The 17,497-nt window shown below is 74.1% G+C and carries 13 protein-coding genes and 3 pseudogenes; 7 read left to right on the top strand and 9 right to left on the bottom strand.

The window, feature by feature from the left end; genetic code table 11:
- Positions 1–42: 42 nt before the first annotated feature.
- Positions 43–1,053 carry an Lrp/AsnC family transcriptional regulator gene (locus BLR33_RS30335; RefSeq protein WP_093787859.1) on the bottom strand — a complete coding sequence of 337 codons (1,011 nt, stop codon included), beginning with the start codon at positions 1,051–1,053 and terminating at the stop codon, positions 43–45.
- Between the two features lie 505 nt (positions 1,054–1,558).
- Between BLR33_RS30335 and BLR33_RS30330 the strand changes: the two genes are divergently transcribed.
- Positions 1,559–2,467, top strand: coding sequence for an alpha/beta hydrolase (locus tag BLR33_RS30330; RefSeq protein ID WP_093787858.1), 909 nt, complete (start codon positions 1,559–1,561; stop codon positions 2,465–2,467).
- Between the two features lie 373 nt (positions 2,468–2,840).
- Here the strand turns inward: BLR33_RS30330 and BLR33_RS30325 are convergent, their stop codons facing one another.
- The gene (locus BLR33_RS30325) at positions 2,841–3,722 is read right to left on the bottom strand and encodes an SDR family oxidoreductase (RefSeq protein WP_093787857.1); all 882 of its coding nucleotides are present in this window, start codon (positions 3,720–3,722) and stop codon (positions 2,841–2,843) included.
- A gap of 110 nt (positions 3,723–3,832) precedes the next feature.
- Between BLR33_RS30325 and BLR33_RS30320 the strand changes: the two genes are divergently transcribed.
- A complete protein-coding gene (locus BLR33_RS30320; RefSeq protein WP_093787856.1) occupies positions 3,833–4,411 on the top strand; it encodes a TetR/AcrR family transcriptional regulator in 579 nt (192 codons plus the stop codon).
- A gap of 49 nt (positions 4,412–4,460) precedes the next feature.
- Here BLR33_RS30320 and BLR33_RS35425 read toward each other — a convergent pair.
- The 3 pseudogenes from BLR33_RS35425 to BLR33_RS35415 form a co-directional block, all read right to left on the bottom strand.
- Positions 4,461–4,547: pseudogene (locus tag BLR33_RS35425) on the bottom strand.
- Positions 4,548–4,566: 19 nt separating this feature from the next.
- Positions 4,567–4,653, bottom strand: a pseudogene (locus tag BLR33_RS35420).
- Positions 4,654–4,672: 19 nt separating this feature from the next.
- Positions 4,673–4,759, bottom strand: a pseudogene (locus tag BLR33_RS35415).
- A 410-nt stretch (positions 4,760–5,169) separates the two neighbouring features.
- On the opposite strand from BLR33_RS35415, the gene BLR33_RS35410 reads away from it, so the two are divergent.
- Positions 5,170–9,138 carry a GDSL-type esterase/lipase family protein gene (locus BLR33_RS35410; protein ID WP_176930635.1) on the top strand — a complete coding sequence of 1,323 codons (3,969 nt, stop codon included), beginning with the start codon at positions 5,170–5,172 and terminating at the stop codon, positions 9,136–9,138.
- Between the two features lie 97 nt (positions 9,139–9,235).
- On the top strand, positions 9,236–9,799 hold the full coding sequence (locus BLR33_RS30310) for a DUF6368 family protein (protein ID WP_093787855.1): 564 nt from the start codon (positions 9,236–9,238) through the stop codon (positions 9,797–9,799).
- A 74-nt stretch (positions 9,800–9,873) separates the two neighbouring features.
- Here BLR33_RS30310 and BLR33_RS30305 read toward each other — a convergent pair whose 3' ends face one another.
- The gene (locus BLR33_RS30305; protein ID WP_093787854.1) at positions 9,874–10,752 is read right to left on the bottom strand and encodes an oxidoreductase; all 879 of its coding nucleotides are present in this window, start codon (positions 10,750–10,752) and stop codon (positions 9,874–9,876) included.
- A gap of 62 nt (positions 10,753–10,814) precedes the next feature.
- Here BLR33_RS30305 and BLR33_RS30300 point away from each other — a divergent pair, with 62 nt between their 5' ends.
- Entirely contained in the window at positions 10,815–11,360 is a 546-nt protein-coding gene (locus BLR33_RS30300) for a TetR/AcrR family transcriptional regulator (RefSeq protein ID WP_093787853.1), read from the top strand.
- Between the two features lie 131 nt (positions 11,361–11,491).
- On the opposite strand, the gene BLR33_RS30295 is transcribed toward BLR33_RS30300, so the two are convergent.
- On the bottom strand, positions 11,492–12,454 hold the full coding sequence (locus tag BLR33_RS30295) for an EamA family transporter (RefSeq protein WP_245771763.1): 963 nt from the start codon (positions 12,452–12,454) through the stop codon (positions 11,492–11,494).
- An 84-nt stretch (positions 12,455–12,538) separates the two neighbouring features.
- Here BLR33_RS30295 and BLR33_RS30290 point away from each other — a divergent pair, with 84 nt between their 5' ends.
- Both BLR33_RS30290 and BLR33_RS30285 read left to right on the top strand, forming a co-directional pair.
- Positions 12,539–13,465 carry a LysR family transcriptional regulator gene (locus BLR33_RS30290; protein ID WP_093787852.1) on the top strand — a complete coding sequence of 309 codons (927 nt, stop codon included), beginning with the start codon at positions 12,539–12,541 and terminating at the stop codon, positions 13,463–13,465.
- A 24-nt stretch (positions 13,466–13,489) separates the two neighbouring features.
- Positions 13,490–14,176 carry a VanZ family protein gene (locus BLR33_RS30285; protein ID WP_245771762.1) on the top strand — a complete coding sequence of 229 codons (687 nt, stop codon included), beginning with the start codon at positions 13,490–13,492 and terminating at the stop codon, positions 14,174–14,176.
- A 42-nt stretch (positions 14,177–14,218) separates the two neighbouring features.
- Here the strand turns inward: BLR33_RS30285 and BLR33_RS30280 are convergent, their stop codons facing one another.
- Both BLR33_RS30280 and BLR33_RS30275 read right to left on the bottom strand, forming a co-directional pair.
- Positions 14,219–15,232: an acetylxylan esterase gene (locus BLR33_RS30280; protein WP_093787851.1), complete on the bottom strand. Its 1,014-nt coding sequence runs from the start codon at positions 15,230–15,232 to the stop codon at positions 14,219–14,221.
- 72 nt (positions 15,233–15,304) lie between these two features.
- Positions 15,305–17,431 (bottom strand): DUF2264 domain-containing protein, encoded by a 2,127-nt coding sequence (locus BLR33_RS30275; RefSeq protein ID WP_093787850.1) that lies wholly within the window; start codon positions 17,429–17,431, stop codon positions 15,305–15,307.
- Positions 17,432–17,497 lie beyond the last annotated feature (66 nt).

Below are 17,497 nucleotides of genomic sequence, written 5' to 3'. Positions count from 1 at the left end.
GGTTCCTCAAGGCTTCCCTCGTACGCCAGTTGGTGGGACACGCTATCCGACCGCCGGGTGGGCCAGGGCCGGTGTGCGTTTGACGGCCCGGCTCACGATCGCCGTCTCCACGTGGGTGATGCCCAGGCCCGTCAAGTCACGGGACAGGAAGCCGTAGAGGGCCGCCAGGTCGGTGAAGTACGCGGCCGCGTGCAGGTTCGACGGCCCCGACGTGGCGAACGCGCCGTGCACGGCCGGGTGGTCGGCCAGCGCCCGACCGGCCGCCGCGAGGTGGTCGGGGGCCACGTGCAGCAGCAGCTTGGCCTCGATCGCCAGTCCCAGCGCGCGCGGATCGACCAGCACCTGCGTCACCAGGCGCCCCTGCGCGGCGAGCCGGGCCAGCCGCCTGCGCACCGTGCTCTCCGGGAGGCCCGTGCGCGTGGCCAGGGCCGCCGCGGGCAGGCGGGCGTCGGGCGCGAGCGCGTCAAGGAGAGCTTCCTCCACGGCGTCGGCCTCGATCCCGTACGGACCCGGTGAGGCCGCCCCCTCCGGCGGCGGGGCGGCGGCCGGGTCGAGGGCGGCGCGCTCGGCCGGGCTCAGCACCTGGTGCCGCCACTCGGAGACGACCCGGAAGACGTGCAGGATCGTCGCGCTCTCCAGGGCCGTGACCGCCTGCGTGGAGGGGAGTTGGCGGAAGACCAGCGGATCGCGCGACCCCGGCTCGGTGCGGGCGACCGCGAAGATCTCGTCACCCGAGGTGGTGACGTCGATGAACGGGATGTCGTCGCGAGCCGCGAGCGCGGCCACGATCGTGTCGAGCTTGCCCCGCAGCACCCGGATGCGCAGGAACAGGGCGCCCGCCGCGCCCCCGCCCCGCGGCCGCGCGACCGGTGACACCACGACGCGTACGACGCCGTCGCCGATGAGCGCGTGCAGGCGGCGCCGCACCGTCGCGGGGGAGACGCCCAGCACCTGGGCCGCCCGCTCCGCGCTCACCCGGCCGTCGCACTGCAGCGCGGCCACCAGCCGCTGGTCGCCGGGGCTCAGTACGGAATCCGCCGATGCGTGCGCCATGACATCCAGTTTCGCCCATTGCGGGGCCGCGCGGAGGCCGCGGCGGGGGAGCACGCCCAACGATGGAGCCATGGCCGCCGTCCGGATACGCGTCGGCGGCCCCGGACCCACGAAAGGAGCAGGCGATGCGCGCGGAGGCGGTGCGGCCCAACTGGTTGCCGCACGCGGGGCCGAGCGGCCCCCGTACGGGGAGCGGCGGGACCGTCGTGCAGCGCGGTCCCTTGCCGCAGGTGCCGTACGGCCGCGTTCCGGTGCCTGCTCGTCCCACGGGGGCGGTTGCCGATACCTGTACTGGCGGCGGGATCGCCGGCGGTTTCCTGCTGCGCTTGCGGTGCGGCCGTGCTCGGGCGTACGCCCGCCGCGCGGGGGCGGCCGGCCCCGTACGACGCCCGGCATCCGGCGGTCCCGCGCACCACGGTACTTCGCCCGAGGTGCCGAACGGCCCCACCCCGGCGTACCCCGCCACGCCGGCGCGAATTGGCGGATCGACATCACGGAGGCTCGTATGACCACGTTCCAGCAGCGCGAGAAGGTACGTTTCGCCAGTGGCGGCACCTCGTGCGCCGCCTGGCACTACCCGGGCACCAACGGCGGCTGCGTGATCATGGCCGGCGGCACCTCGGTGACCAAGGAGCCGGCCTCGGACCGGTTCGCCCCGCTGTTCCAGGAGGCCGGCTACGCGGTCCTGGCCTTCGACCACCGCGGGTTCGGGGAGAGCGGCGGCACACCGCGCCAGGTCGTCCGCGTGGACGAGCAGGTCGCCGACTGGCACGCCGCGCTCGCGTGCGCGGCCGGCCTGCCCGGCGTCGACCCGGACCGGATCGCCCTGTGGGGCTTCTCGCTCGCGGGCGGCCACGTCTTCCGCGTCGCGGCCGAGGACCCGCGTGTGGCCTGCGTCATCGCGCAGACCCCGCTGGTCGACGGCCGCGCGATCGCCCCCCACGCGCTGCGCTGCATGACGCCGACGGCGGCGCTGCGCCTGTTCGGCCGGGGGATCGCGGACGCGCTCGGGGCCCTCGTCGGGCGCCCGCCGCTGCTGGTCCCGACCGCCGGCCCGCGCGGCACGGTCGCGTCCCTCACCACGCCCGACGCCATGGATGGCACCCGGGCGCTGGACCCCGAGGGGCGCCACACCGGCTGGGAGCAGACGGTCGCCGCCCGCATCGTCCTGCAGCTCGGCGGCTACCGCCCCGGCCGCCAGGCCCCCCACATCCGGTGCCCGCTGCTGGTGGTCGTCTGCGACCAGGACCAGAGCGCGCTCCCGGACCCCGCTGTCCGAGCCGCCCGGCAGGCCCGGAACGCCGAGATCGTCCACCTCCCCGGCGGCCACTACGCCCCCTTCCTGGAGTCCCACGAGCCCGCGGCGAAGGCCGAGCTGGCCTTCCTGCGCACCCACCTGTCCACCCGCCCCTGAGGGCCGACCCTTTGCTGCGGGCCCTTGAACTCCCGCGGGGCCCCGAGCGGCCCGCGGCCAGGACTGGCGGGGTGGGGGCAGACGGGTTGCGGCTCAGGGGCGCGGGGAACGGCGCGCCCAGCCGCCGATCGACCTGTTGCCGGGGACGGCGAGGTGGGGGCAGACGGGAACCCGTAAGGGGCGCGGGGAACGGCGCGCCCAGCCCCCGATCGGCGCGCGGCCGGGGACGGCGAGGTGGGGGCAGACGGGACCCGCAAGGGGCGCTGGTACCCCCAGGCGAAGCTCTGGGGGAGGAACCGCGCGCCCAGCCACGACGGCGCGGCACCCGGCAACGGCGCGCAACCCCAACGGCGAGTGGCCGCCCCCGCACCATCTACGGCTGCACGTTCTCCAGATCCTCCAGCAGGCTCGGATGCACCGGCTCCCACCCGAGCGCCTCGCGGGTGTGCGTGCTGGACGCCGGCTGGTCCATCGCGAAGATCGGGCCGAACGGACCGAAGCTCTCCTGCGGTACCGACTCGACCGGCAGGCCCAGCCGCCGCCCGAGGACAGCCGCGATGTCCCGTACGGCGTCGCCCTCGTCGGCCACCGCGTGCCAGGCCGTACCGCCCGGTGCCGACTCCAGGGCGAGCCGGAAGAGGACGGCCGCGTCCAGGGCGTGGACGGCGGGCCAGCGCTGGGTGCCGTCACCCGGGTAGCCGACGATCCCCGTACGGCGGGCCTGCTCGGTCAGCAGGCCCGCGAACCCGCCCGTGCCCTTGTTGTGGACCGTACGCGGCATCCGGACCGCGGTGGCGCGCACCCCGCGCGAGGCAAGGGCCAGCAGCGCGGTGACCGAGCGGGCACGGCCGGCCACGGGCCCTTCGGTCGGCAGTGGGTCGTTCTCGGTCGCCGCGCGGCCGGGCACCCAGGGCGTACCCGAGACGGTGACGATCGGGCGATCGGTGCCGATGAGCACGCTGCCCAGCGTCTCCATGGCGGCGCTCTCCTGCGCGATGGCCTGAGCGAGGCTGTCCGGGTCGCCGAAGTTGCGGCTGAAGGCGAGGCTGATCACACCGTCGGCCTGCTCGGCGCCGGCACGCAGGACGTCGAGGTCCGCGATTTCGCCGCGCAGCGGCTCGGCGCCGGCGTCCTTCAGGGCTTGCGCGGAGGCGTCCGAGCGGGCCAGCGCGAGGACGGTGTGGCCGTGTGCGAGCAGTTCGCCGACGACCGCCGAGCCGATGGTGCCGGTACCGCCGGTGACGAAGACATGCATGAGTCTCTCCCGAAGTGGGTGAGGAACCCGATGAGTGACGGGACTCCTGTCCCATCACCGTAACAGAGCGACGGGACACCTGTCGCATCACTGCTGGTAGGGTGTTTCCCATGGCCCGATGGCAACCGGGGGCGCAGGAGCGACTGGTCGTCGCGGCCGTGGACCTCTTCACCGAGCAGGGGTACGACGCCACGACCGTGGCGGAGATCGCCGCGCGCGCCGGCGTCACCAGGAGCACGTTCTTCCGGTACTTCTCCGACAAGCGCGAGGTCCTGGTGGCCGGGCAGGCGACGCTGAGCCGGCTGCTCGCCGAGGGCATCGCGCAGGCGCCGCAGGGGGCGAGCCCGCTGGAGGCGGTCGCCGCCGGGCTGGAGCGCGCCTCGGCCGCGATGGGGCCGGTCAACCGGGACCTCGGCCCGCGCCTGAAGGCGGCCATCGCGGCCAGTGCCGAGTTGCAGGAGCGGGACGCGCTGAAGAACATCGGCCTCGCGGACGCCATGAGGGACGCGCTCAGCGCCCGGGGCGTCCCCGACCCGACCGCTCACCTCGCGGCGGAACTGGGGGTGCTCGCCTTCAAACGGGGCTACGCGCGGTGGTCCGAGGGCGAGCGCGACGACGCGACGGGGCTCGCCCCCCACGCGCTGGCCGCGCTGGAGGAACTGCGTACGGCAGCCGGGACGCTGGGCTGACCGCCGGCCAGGAAACGGCTCGAAGCCGCCGCCGTACAGCGTGACATTGCGGAGAGGGCAGGATTCGAACCTGCGCGGGCTGTGAGGCCCGACCGCCGTGTGGTGGTCCCCGATGAGCCGCTCCGGGCACCTCTCCTGGGTTTTGTTGTGGTGCGCGGAGAGGGCAGGATTCGAACCTGCGCGGGCTGTGAGGCCCGACCGCCGTGTGGTGGTCCCCGATAAGCCGCTCCGGGCACCTCTCCTGGGTTTTGTTGTGGTGCGCGGAGAGGGCAGGATTCGAACCTGCGCGGGCTGTGAGGCCCGACCGCCGTGTGGTGGTCCCCGATAAGCCGCTCCGGGCACCTCTCCCTGTGTTCCGGTCCGGTTTCCCGTCCCGCTCACGAGAAATACTGTGCCACGCCCCGCTGACACGCCGTTGACGCCGAACTGACGTGATTCGACAGGGGTTTCCGGCCCCTTTGGACTGGGCGGTCCCGCCGGCAGCCGACAGGTCCGGCGAGGCGCGGCCTGCCGGTGACCGGCGCCCGTAAACCGTACCCGCCGTACCCGCCGTACCCGCCGCGAGCGGCGGCCGCGCGCCGCCGACATCCGCGCGGCCGCGGCCCCTGGCCCGGTCCGGCGGCAACTCCGGCGGCAACCTCGCCGTAGAGGTCCGATCTCCCGGTGAAACATCGTGCTCATCTCTAGGCAGCGAAGGTCAACTCCCCTACATTCATGGGACGTCTGCACCCTCCGCCACCGTCGATGGAGTTCACACGATGCGCAGCGCCCTTGCCGCCTGCCGCAGTGCCGCCGCCGTCGCTGTCACGGCAGCCCTCGCGGTCCTCGGCCTCGCCGGGTCCCCGACCGCGAGCGCGGCGAGCGCCGCCACCGCCGACGTCCTGCACGTCGCCCCCGCCGGGCACGGCGATCGGTGCGGCCCGCAGGACCCCTGCTCGCTGACGGCCGCCCGCGACCGGGCCCGCGCCCTGGTCCCGCACGCCGCAGGCGACGTCGTCGTCGAACTCGCGGGCGGCACCTACCGGTTGACGGCGCCGCTGAAACTCGGCCCGCAGGACTCCGGGCGGCCGGGCCACCCGGTGGTCTACCGCGCAGCGCCGGGCCAGCAGCCCGTCCTGAGCGGCGCCACCCGCGTCACCGGCTTCACCGAGGTGGACGCCGCCAAGCACATCTACCGCGCGGACGTGCCCCCCGGCACCACCGGACGCGTCCTGTTCGTCAACGGGGTCCGCGCCGAGCGCGATCGCGGCCCGCGCAACCCCGGCGGCTTCTCCGTCACGTCGACCGGTTTCACCACCGGCGACCCGTCGTACGCGAGTTGGACCGACCCGGCCCGCGTCGAGGTCGTGCAGGACAACGGCTGGAAGCAGATGCGCTGCCCGCTGGCCGGCATCTCCCGCTCCGCGTCCGGCGGTTCGGACCTCACCGTGGACCCGGGCTGCTGGACCAACAACCACACCTCGGTGCCGAACCCCGGCTTCCCCTTGAACGGCGCCGGCCTGCCCACCCTGGACGGCATCAGCTGGCTGGAGAACGCCTACCAACTGCTCGGCACTCCCGGCCAGTTCTACCTCGACCAGGACGCCGGCCACCTCTACTACGTGCCGCGCCCCGGTGAGGACCTGGCCACCGCCGACGTCGAACTCCCGCTCACCACCGAGCTGTTCGACGCCTCCGGCACCCCCGGCCACCTCGCGCCGCTGAACGACTCCGACTGGCGGGCGACGTACAGCGGCAGTTGGAGCACCTCCGGCGGGCGGCACCTCGGCGACCTCGGCGACGACGTCCACTACACCTCCACCGACGGCGACTCGGTGAGCTACGCCTTCGACGGCACCGGTATCCAGGTCCTGTCGGAGACCAACAGCGACGAGGGCACCGCCGACGTCTACATCGACGGCACCAAGCGCGCGACCGTCTCCGGCAGCGGCCCCGAACGGCTCGCCCAGCAGGTGCTGGCCTCCGTCACCGGCCTGGCCAAGGGCCCGCACACCCTCAAACTGGTCAAGACCGGCGGCTCGTTCCTGCTCGTGGACGGCTTCACGGTGATCCCCGACGCCATCGCGCCCGTGCACGACATCTCCGTCCAGGGCCTGACCTTCGCCTACACCGCCTGGAACACGCCGACGGCCGCCGGCTACGTCGACAACCAGGCCGGCGTGCTGTGGGACCCGACCACCCGCACCCCCGTCAAGATCCCGGCCGCCGTCCAGGTGCACCGGGGCCTGCGGGTCGACTTCTCCCAGGACACCGTCCGCGACACCGGCACCAGCGGTATCGCACTCGCCGACCAGACGCAGGACTCGGCGGTCGACGCCTCCACCGTGACCGACACCTCCGGCGTCGGCGTCGCCATCGGCGAGGTGGACGACTACTACCAGACCGACCCCGCGCTGATGACCAGCGGCGACACCGTCTCCGACAGCGTCGTGCAGTTCCCCGGCCAGGAGTACTCCGACGCCGTCGGCATCTGGGTGGGCCACGCGCGCGGCACGCTGCTGTCCCACAACGACGTCGGCTACACCCCGTACTCCGGTATCTCCCTCGGCTGGGGCTGGGGTTGGGCGTCGAGTTGCACGCTGCAGGCCAAGCAAGGACTGCCCGACCCGTGCCGGCACGGCACCACGTACGGCGGCGGCAACAGGATCATCGGCAACCACGTGCACAGCGTCATGGGCGCGCTCTTCGACGGCGGGCCCGTCTACACCCTCGGCGGGCAGTCCGCGCCCTCGGAGTTCGCCGGCAACGTGCTCTCCGAGTGCATCGACGGGTGCAACATGATCTACCACGACGAGGGCAGCTCGCAGTGGGACACCCACGACAACGTCATCCGCTTCGGCGGGGGTTCGCAGTGGCTCAGCCTGTGGACGCCCACCATCCACGACGACCGCATCCACGACAACTTCAGCGACACCGCCGCGTACAGCAACAACGGCACCGACGTGGACGTCGAGCAGGCGACCGTCGTCACGGACGGGAACTGGCCGCCGGCCGCGCAGGCGGTCATCGCGGCGGCAGGCCCGGACCGGGCACCCGGCGCGGTCGCCGATGACGACGACCTGCGGGTCGCCTACCGCGGCTCCTGGTCCTTCAGTGGCTCGCGCGGCCTCGGCGACCTCGACGACGGCGTGCACTACACGCAGTCCGACGGCGCCTCGGCGACGTTCTCCTTCACCGGCACGGGCGCGTCCTTCGTCACCGAGACCAACGGGGACGAGGGCCCGGTCGACGTCACTGTCGACGGCACGGACAAGGGGACGGTGGACGCGGCCACGCCCGAGCGGCACACGCGCCAGACGCTCTACTCCGTCACCGGCCTGCCGCCCGGCCCCCACACGCTGACGGTCACCAAGCGCGGCGGCACGTACCTGCTGGTGGACGGCTTCACGGTGGCGGGCTCGGGTTCGAGTCAGGTGGCAGGGTACGAAGAGCCGGGCGGGTCCGTGCAGACGAGCGGTTCCGAGCGGATGGCCGGGTACGAGGAGCCGGGGGCGTTCCGACAGGCGGCCGGTCCCGGGCAGGTGAACGCTTCGCGACAGGCGGTCGGGTACGAGCAGGCGGGCAGTTCGCGGGGAGCGGCCGGCGCCCGGACGGTGGCGGGCGCGGCCTCGCGCGTCTCGGCGTGGTCGCCGAGCATGACGATCGGCGGGCCGAACTTCGACGACCGTACGCTGCGGATGGTCGTCCACCCGAGCGTCGGCGGCAGCTCGCTGCGCATCCACCTGTCCAACCTGCGCTCCACCACGCCGCTCGCCGTCGGCGAGGTCCGCATCGCCCTCCAGGCCACCCAGGCGACCGCACGGCCCGGCACAGAGCACCAGGTCACCTTCGGCCACAAGGCGGCGGTGACGATCCCGGCCGGTGGCGAGCTGGTCAGCGACCCGATCCCGCTGACGGTCGCCGCCGAGCAGAACCTGCTGGTGAGCCTCTACCTGCCGCAGGCCACCAGCTCGGCGACCTGGCACTCCGACGCCTTCGACACCACGTACCTGTCGGCGCCCGGCGACCACACCGCCGACACCGGTGACGGCAACTACGTTGCCTCGACCACCTCCTGGTACTACCTGTCGGGGCTGGACGTCGTGCCCTCCACCGCGCGCGGCACCGTTGTGGCCTTCGGCGACTCCATCACCGACGGCTACAACACCCCCACCGGGGCGTACCACCGCTGGCCCGACGACCTGGCCCGCCGGCTCGCCGCCGCCGGCAATCCGAAGGCCGTGGTGGACGCGGGCATCGGCGGCAACCGGGTGCTCACCGACGTGCCGAACATCTGGCAGGGGGTGAGCGCGACCAAGCGTTTCGCGCACGACGCCCTCGCCCAGCCGGGCGTGAAGGACGTCATCCTGCTGGAGGGCATCAACGACATCGGCAACAACGCGGGCCCCGGCGGCGCCCCGCTCACCGTCCAGGACCTGACCGACGGCTACCGCACCCTGATCGCCCAGGCCCACGCGGCGGGCGTCCGCGTCATCGGCGCCACCCTCCTCCCCGACAAGGGCAACGTCTACTACTCCGAAGCGGCCGAGGCGATGCGCGAGTCGGTCAACACCTGGATCCGCACCAGCGGCGCCTTCGACGGAGTGGTCGACTTCGCCGCGGCGGCCGCGTCCCCCACGGACCCCACCACCCTCAACCCGGCCTTCGACTCGGGCGACCACCTCCACCCGAACGAATCCGGCATGCAAGCCCTGGCAAACGCCGTGGACTTGAGCCTCCTGCGGTGAAGGAGGTGGGAACGGCGGCCGTCGCTGCGGCTCGTGCCGGGCCCGCGGGCGTCAACCGGGCCGCGGGAGAGTCGGCTTGGGAGTTAGGCTCGCGGGCATGCCTGGTCCGACGCTGGTGATCGAACTCGCCCAGCCGCTGTCCCCGGCCGCGCTGGGCGGGTTCGACGCCCTGGTGCGCGGGCTCTCGTCCCGCTGCGAGTCCCCGCGCCCGGGGTTCTTCGACATCAGCGTGCCTGTGGAGCGGCTGGGCGGTACGCCAGGCGGACCGCATGCACAAGGGGCGGACGGGACAGACGGGCACCGCCCGTTCCTGGTGTACCTGATGGGTCCGGGCGCGGGGGACCAGAGCCTCTTCGAGGCCGAGCACGAGGACGAACCCGAGGTCGCGGCGGTGCTCGGCTTCCGGCCGGTGCAGGCGGTGAACGTCAGCGCCGGCTGCAACGACAGGATCGACCACACGGCGACGGCGCTGCTGACCGCGGCCGTCGCCGACACGATCGGGGGCGTGGTCAAGGCCGAACTGCTCAACGGCCAGGCGCCTCTGGTCACCGGACTACCGGGCGTGCTCGGCATCACCGAGGGGGAGTACCCCATGGCGCTGGGGGCGCCGGGGTTCCTGCGGGCCTGGGCCGGCCGTTCGGGCTTCCGGCTGCTCAAGTAACCCGCGGGTGCGGGGAGGTGACCCGGCCCGAGGGCTCGTCGGCGGGCGGCGAGGGGGCCGGGCGGGGCGGGCGGTCAGAGGGTGAGGGCCGGCTGGGTGAGGTGGGTGGAGAGGTCCCACAGGCGGCGGGCCAGCTCGGGGTCGGCGGCTGTGGGGGAGCGCTTGATGACCGTGGCGCCGCCGCGCATGTGCATCAGGTGGCGGGGGCCGGTGAAGGTGTTGGTCGGCAGGTCGGCGACCGCTGCGTACAGCGTGGGCAGGGCGCCCTCGTCGGGCTGTTGGGCGAGCAGGGGGACCAGGGCGGACCAGATGCTGAAGCGGCGCGGGCCGGGACGGTCGTAGATCGCGGTCGCGACCAGGCCCGGGTGCGCGGCCATCGCGCGTACGGGGGAGCCGGACTCCTCCAGGCGGCGGGCGAGTTCGGCGACGAAGAGCAGATTGGCGAGCTTGGAGTTGTTGTAGGCGACCGAGCCGTTGTACGGCCGCGAGGCGAAGTTGGGGTCGTCGAGGAAGTCGGCGCGGGCCATCCGCTCGGCCTGCGAGGCGACGGTGACGACGCGACCGGTGACGTGGGGGAGCAGCAGGCCGGTGAGCGCGAAGTGGCCGAGGTGGTTGGTGCCGAACTGCGTCTCGAAGCCGTCCGCGGTGTGCCGCAGCGTGTCGGCGGCGACCCCGGCGTTGTTGATCAGCAGGTCGATCGGCCCCTCCCACGCCTCGGCGAAGCGCCGCACGCTCCCCAGATCGGCGAGGTCGAGCGCGCGGGCCTCGGCGCTGCCCGGCATCTCCCCTACGGCCCGGGCGGCCTTCTCGGTGTCGCGTGCGGCGATGACGACGTGGGCGCCGGCCCGGGCCAGCGCGGCGGCGGTCGCCTTGCCGATGCCGCTGCTCCCGCCCGTCACGATCGCGGTACGGCCGGAGAGGTCGGGGATGTCCTTCGTGGTGAAGTGGCTCATGCCCTCCAATGTAGACGCTGGATACATTGTAGGCAACGTCTACATCTGGATAGGATGGCGCCGTGGAACGGCCCTATCACCATGGCGCGCTGCGCACCGCCCTCCTCGACGAGGCGCAGCGCATCCTCGCCGACGACGGTGTCGAGGCGATCACCCTGCGCGAGCTCGCCCGCCGGGCAGGGGTCAGCCACGGCGCCCCGCAGCGCCACTTCGCCGACCGCCAGGCCCTCCTCGACGCCCTGGCCACGCGGGGCTTCACCTTGCTGACCGCGGCGCTGCGCAAAGCCGTCGACGGTCACCCGCCGCGCAGCCGGGCCCAGTTGCGGGCCGCCATGGAAGCCTGGGTCCGCTTCGCCGCCGGCAACGGCCCGCTCCTCGACCTGATGTTCCGCACCAAGCAGCGCACCCCCGACGCGGCCCGCGAACTCTTCGCGCTGACAGGGGAGTTCGTGGGCGACGACGGAGAGGTCACCCCGCTCCGGCTGGTCCTCGCCAGCACGATCGAGGGCATGGGAGCGCTCGTCGCCGGCGGGCGCCTGCCCGAGGACCGCATCGCGGAGACCATCGAGTGCGCGCTCGACCTGCTGGAACCGGCGCTGACCGGATGAGCGCCGGCGGCCGGCCCCGAGCTGCCCGTGCGTCCCGGTCGGCGGTCGGTACGTGGACCGCGGATCAAGAGGGCTGACCCCACCGCGCGGACCGAACCGCACCCGCGGGCGCCGCACGGCGAGTCGGGCCGCTACGGGACCGGGTGGGCCGAGGGCCGAGCCTCGTCGAGCTCGGACGCCGCCGACACCGTGTCCCCGCCGTCCTCGCTCCCGCGGTCGCCGCCGCGCGTGGCCCCGATCCCCGCGGCCACCACCAGCAGGACCCCGGCCGCCGCCGTCAGGCCCGGCCGCTGGCCGAGCACCACCAGCCCCGCCAGCAGCGCGATCGCCGGCTCCAGGCTCATCAGGGTCCCGAACGCGGACGCCGCCAGCCGGCGCAGCGCCAGGAACTCCAGCACGAACGGCAGCACCCCGCTCAGCACCGCCAGCCCCAGCATCGCCGCCAGCAGCGGCCAGGTGACACGCCCCAGGTCGTGCGGAGTCGCGACGACCAGCGTGACCACCCCCGCGACCGGCATCGACAGCGCGAGGCCCTTCAACCCGGTGACCGTGTCGCCCACGTGCTGCGTCAGCAGGATGTACGCAGCCCAGCACGCGGCGGCGGCCAGCGCGAAGCCGACCCCGCTCGCGTCGATGCCGCCGTGCCACGGCCGGGTCAGGGTCAGCACACCGCCCGCCGCGAGAGCCGTCCAGTACCTGCCGCCGCGCCCCGGCCCGGCGAGCGACACCCCGAGCGGGCCCAGGAACTCCAGCGCGCTCGCGGTGCCCAGCGGCAGCCGCACCACCGCCAGCATGAAGAACAGCATCATGCCCGCGCTCACCGCGCCCAGCACCGCGCACGCGGCGACATCGCGGCCGGCGAAGTCCCGCAGCCGCGGCCGCACCAGGACCAGCAGGAACACCCCCGCCCACGCGACCCGCAGCGCCGTCGTCCCCAGCGGGCCGAGCCGGTCCACCAGCGGCACCGACAGCGCCAGGCCGAGCTGGACGGTGGACATCGAGCCGAGCGCCATCAGCGCGCCGGCCGCGTTCCCGGGCAGGCGGGGCACACGCGGGAGGGCGGAGGACGGGTGGGTCGGGGTGTCAGGCTTCACGGACCCCAGTAGAAGGCCGGCGAACCGTTCGCGTCCACGTGGGGAGTGCGAACATTCCGTTCAGGAATCCTGGACAATGGAGTGATGGAGACGCGCCGACTGCGGATGCTGGTGGAGCTGTCCCGCCTGGGATCCATGCGGGCGGTGGCCGACACGCTCGGCACGACCACCTCCACCGTCTCGCAGCAGATCGCCGCCCTGTCCGGCGAGATGGGCGTGCCGCTGACCGAGCCGCACGGGCGGCGGGTCCGGCTCACCCCGGCCGGGCGCCGGCTGGCCGAGCACGGCGTCCGCATCCTCGCCTCCGTCGAGGCCGCGCGGCACGACCTCGCCCCGGAGGCCGAGCCGAGCGGCACCGTCCGCGTCGCCGGCTTCGCCACCGCCATCCGCACCCATCTGCTGCCCGTCGTCTCCGAGTTGGCCGCGAGCCACCCGCGGGTGCGCGTGCTGATCCGCGAGCACGAACCCGCAGAGGCACTGCGGCTGCTGGCCGAGGACGCCGCCGACCTCGCGCTGACCTACGACTACAACCTCGCGCCCGCCACCGAGGACCCCGCCGTGCACACCACCGCGCTGTGGACCGCCCGCTGGAGCCTGGGCGTTCCCGCCGGACCCGGCACCCGCACGGGACCGGCGACCGAGGTCTTCGCGCACTACGCCGAGCACGACTGGATCGTCAACTCCCGCAACACCGCGGACGAGACGGTGATCCGCACCCTCGCCTCGATGGCCGGCTTCACCCCGCGCTTCACCCACCAGGCCGACAGCCTCGACCTCGTGCAGGGCATGATCGCCGCGGGCCTCGGCGTGAGCCTGCTCCCCGAGGCAACGGCCCACCTCCCCGCGGTGCGGATCGTCCCCCTCGCCCAACCCGCCATCGAGCTGCGGGCGTTCGCCGCCGCTCGCCGCGGCCGACTGGACTGGCCCGCGCTCACCCTCCTCACGAGCCTGCTGCGCGCCCGCAGACCGGCGAGCACCCCGGGTCTCCGGACGGCCATTACGCCCGCTTGACGCCCGTCACGGTTCAGTGGTGCCGTGGACCACGACATCCCGCTGCTGCCACCCGCCCGCCGTACGCTCATGATCGCGCTCGGTGCCATGGCGCTCCTCGCCGTGGCAGCCGTCGCCTACGCCGCACAGCGGCCGCTCACGGCGAGGGGTCCCCGGCACCGGGCAGGGGCGCACGTGCTGTTCGGCACCGTGGACGGCGTCGTCCTCCTCACCGCGGCCGCCCTCCCGCTCGCCGCGCTGGCCGTGTGGGTCCTGGCCCACCGCCGACTCGGCACCCGCTCGGCATGGCGGGACTCGCTCGCCGAAGTCGCCATCGTCTACGGCACGTTGCCATGGCTGTGGATGACCATGCTGCCCGACAGCGCGCCCCAGCGGGTCAACCTCGTGCCGCTGCACGACCTGTTCGCCGTCCTCGCGAGCGGGCCCGCGACGGCGACCGTCCAAGTCGGTGGCAACCTCCTGGTGTTCGCCGCGTTCGGATTCTTCGCGCCGCTGCGGTTCGCGGCACTGGCCTCCGTACGCCGGGTCCTGGCCCTCGCGGCGGCCTTCTCGGCCCTGATCGAGATCGCCCAGTACGTCCTGCGGCTGGGCCGCGTCTCCTCGGTGGACGATGTGCTGCTGAACGCCGTGGGCGCCGCCCTCGCCGCGCTGGCCTCCCGGCGCTGGTGGCACCGTCGGGCCGGCAACAACGCGCTGGAGAAGCCGCGTTGACGAGGAGGCGTCCGGGGCGCCGGGAGGAGCCCGCGGGCGCCCTCAGGACCTGCTTACGTCGTGCAGCAGGTCGCGCAGCCACCGCAGTTGCTCGCCCCGCTGCTCGGAGCCGCCGCCCTCGTGCTGGTTGAAGGGCCACACCGTGATCCTCTTCGGCCCCGGCCAGGCGTGGTAGGCCGCGAAGACCGTCGACGGCGGGCACACCGGGTCCCGCAGCGCCACCGAGTACAGCGCGGGCACCTGGCCGAACGGGGCCATCTGGAGGCCGTCGAAGTAGCCCAGCGTCCGGAACACGCGCTCCGCGTCGTGGCGCCGGGTGGACAGGTAGCGCACCAGCTCCTGGTAGGGCTCCGCGTCGGTGATCTCGACCGCGCGCCTGACGTGGGTGAGGAACGGCACGTCGATCAGAGCCGCGAGCGGCACCGGGGCGCCCGGTGGGGGCGTGACCACGGTGTGGAGCGCCGCGGCGGCCTGGGCGATGGCACCGCCCTGGCTGCCGCCGGCCACCACGATGCGGTCCGGGTCGACCCCCGGCGCCGCGGCGGCCGCCCGCACGGCCCGTACGGCGTCGGTGAAGACCCGCCGGTAGTAATACTGTTCGGGGTCGTGGATGCCGCGGGTCACGAACCCCGGGACCTGCGGTCCCGACGTGCCGTGCGGGTCGGCCGTCGAGCCGGGGGAGCCGTTCACGCCGCTGACCCCCCGGGTGTCCATGACCAGCACCGCCCAGCCCGCGGCCGCCCACAGGGTGTGGTCGTGCGGGTAGCCGCGGCCGCTGCCGTACCCGAGGTACTGCACCACGCACGGCACCGGGCCGGCGGCCGCACGGGGAACGAGCAGCCAGGCGTGCACGGCGTCGCCGCCGAAGCCCGAGAAGCGCACGTCGTACGCGGCGACGTTGGGCAGCGCCGCGTCGTAGGGGGAGAACTGCGGGGCGAGCGGGAAGGAGTCGGCCCCGGCGAGCGTCCTGGTCCAGAACTCCTCGAAGTCCGGGGGCTGTTCCAGCTTCGAGCGGTAGTCCTGGAGCTCGGTCAGAGGCAGGTCGAACTGTGCCACGGTGGTGGGTTCCCATCAGGAGGGGGCTTGGGGCCGCTGTCGGTTCCGGTGGTTCGGAAGGGGCGGTTGGAGCTACGCGCGCAGGCCCGGCGGGGTGGTGCGGGCGTCCGGGACGGGGTCCAGGGGCACCAGGTCGCACTCGCCGTCCGGCCAGATCACCGTGACGACATCGCCGGAGCCGCCCGGGTCGTCGGGGCAGTCAGCGCCGCTGGAGCCTTTGTGGTCCCCGCGGCCGCCGTGGCTGTCGGGCTCGCCGGAGCCGCCGCGGCGCACCGCGATCCGCACCTGCGCCACCGGTTCATCCGGCCGGCCGAGAACGACGGCGGCCGCGTGGATGTCGCCGCTCGCGACCTCGGCGGTCGTCTCCACCCAGGGGCAGGCCGACCACGTGCCGAAGGCGTTGGCCCCGCGGCGCCGGGTCGTGCCGTACGTTCCGGCGCCGGTCAGCAGCCGCACGGAGCCGGCCAGGCCGCGGTCCGGCGCGGTGACGCGGGCCAGATCGGCGGTGGTCTCGGTGACGAGGGCGTCCGGCCACCCGGCGGCGAGTGCGGCTCCGCCGATGCGCAGCCGCCACGGCCCGGGATGGGCAGGGGGCCGCGCCTGCGGATCGTCCACCGGGTAGGGCTCCTCGGTACGGGCCTCCGGCGCGTCGACCCGCACGATGCGCACCTCCACCGCCCCGCGCAGCACCGACGCGGTGGTCAGCACGGGCCCGAGCCGGGTACGCGGCGTGCCGCCGTACCGGGCCGGCTCCTCGGGCCAGTGGGCCCGGTGGCGGGAGACGCCCACCCGGCCGCGCAGGAAGAGGCGCTGGTACGGGCGGCGGATCGAGGCGCGGCCGTCGGGGGCGACCAGCGCCACATGCGAGTCCAGCGGCGCGGCTGGGTCCGGCTCGCCCAGGTCCGGGCCGCACGCGGTCGAGTAGGCGTACCGGTCGTAGCAGGGTTCGTCGTACTCGGTCTGGCCGGGCGCCGCGTGGTCGCCGCCGTGGTTGACGACCCGCACCACCCCGTCGCCGCGGGTGCCCGACACCAGCCAGCCGGGCGCCGTCAACGTGGCCTGCACGTCGGCGCGTTCGATCGGCAGCGGCTGCTCGACGGCGGTCCACACCGGGTGGCCGGCGGGGAGCAGCAGCCCCGCGAAACCCTTGCTCGCCCAGTACGGCGAGCCCGCCCCCGAGTACGGCTGGCGGATCTCGGGGAAGGAGCCGTGCCAGCCCAGCGGCAGCAGGCCGTGCCCGTCGAGTGCGCCGGAGTCCAGGAAGTGCCGCAGCATGCCGCTGCCGATCCGCCGGGTCAGCCCCGGGGCGAGGGGGGTGGCGTCGAAGACGGCGCCGGTCCAGAAGGGGGCGAGGGCCGCGAAGCGGTAGGTGAGGGAGCGCCCGTGGAAGAGCGGGGCGCCGTCGCCGCCCACCAGGTACTGGGCATCGGCGAGATAGCGGCCGAGCCGGCCGGCGTGGCGCTCGCGCAATCCGGGCTCGGCGTCCGCACCCGAGATCAGGCAGTACCACAGCGGGTAGAACAGCATCGCCCAGCCGTTGTAGTGGTCGAAGTTCCGCAGCCCGTGGCCGAAGTCGCCGTCGGAGTACCAGCCGTCGCCGACGTACCAGGACTCCGAACGCGCGATGCCGTCCTCGATGTCGGCCCGGCTCCAGGGTCCGCCGACCGAGCGCAGGAACGCCTCGGTGACGCAGCGGAACCAGACCCAGTTGTTGGCGGGGGTGTCCGCGCCGACCATCGCGGACATCCACTCCACGGTTCTGGCGCGCACGTCGTCGGGCAGCCGGTCCCAGATCCAGCCGCGGGTCAGGTGCAGGGCGAGCGCGATCGACGCGCACTCGACCTTCGCCTGGCCCTTCTCCCGCAGGGTGGGCCAGCGGTCCGCCGCGCGGGGGTCGGTGCCGTGCGCCAGGCCGCGCGCGTAGAAGTCGGCCAGATGTGCCAGGGGGCCGTGCGGGACCGGTTGCTCGCCGCCCAGCCGGAACGCCGCGAGCAGGAAGGTCCGGGCGAAGCCTTCGAGTCCGTCGCACCAGCGGCCGGACCCGCTGGGGTGGCTGCCCGGCAGGTCGATCAGGGCGTTCCCCTCGGAGGTGTAGGGGCGCACCCCGGAAAGGAGCCGGTCCGCGGCCGCCGTCCAGTGGCCGCGGGTCCAGCCGGTGAAGGGCGACGCGTCGTGGTCGGGTGCGGGCGGGCGCGTCATGGCGGCGGGGTCCTCTCCGGAACGTGCGCGAAAGGGAGGGCGGTGCTGCCGTGTGCCGGCCGCGCG

The organism is Actinacidiphila guanduensis (genome assembly GCF_900103985.1).
Lineage (GTDB): Bacteria > Actinomycetota > Actinomycetes > Streptomycetales > Streptomycetaceae > Actinacidiphila > Actinacidiphila guanduensis.
This window is presented reverse-complemented; position numbering and strand designations above follow the sequence as displayed.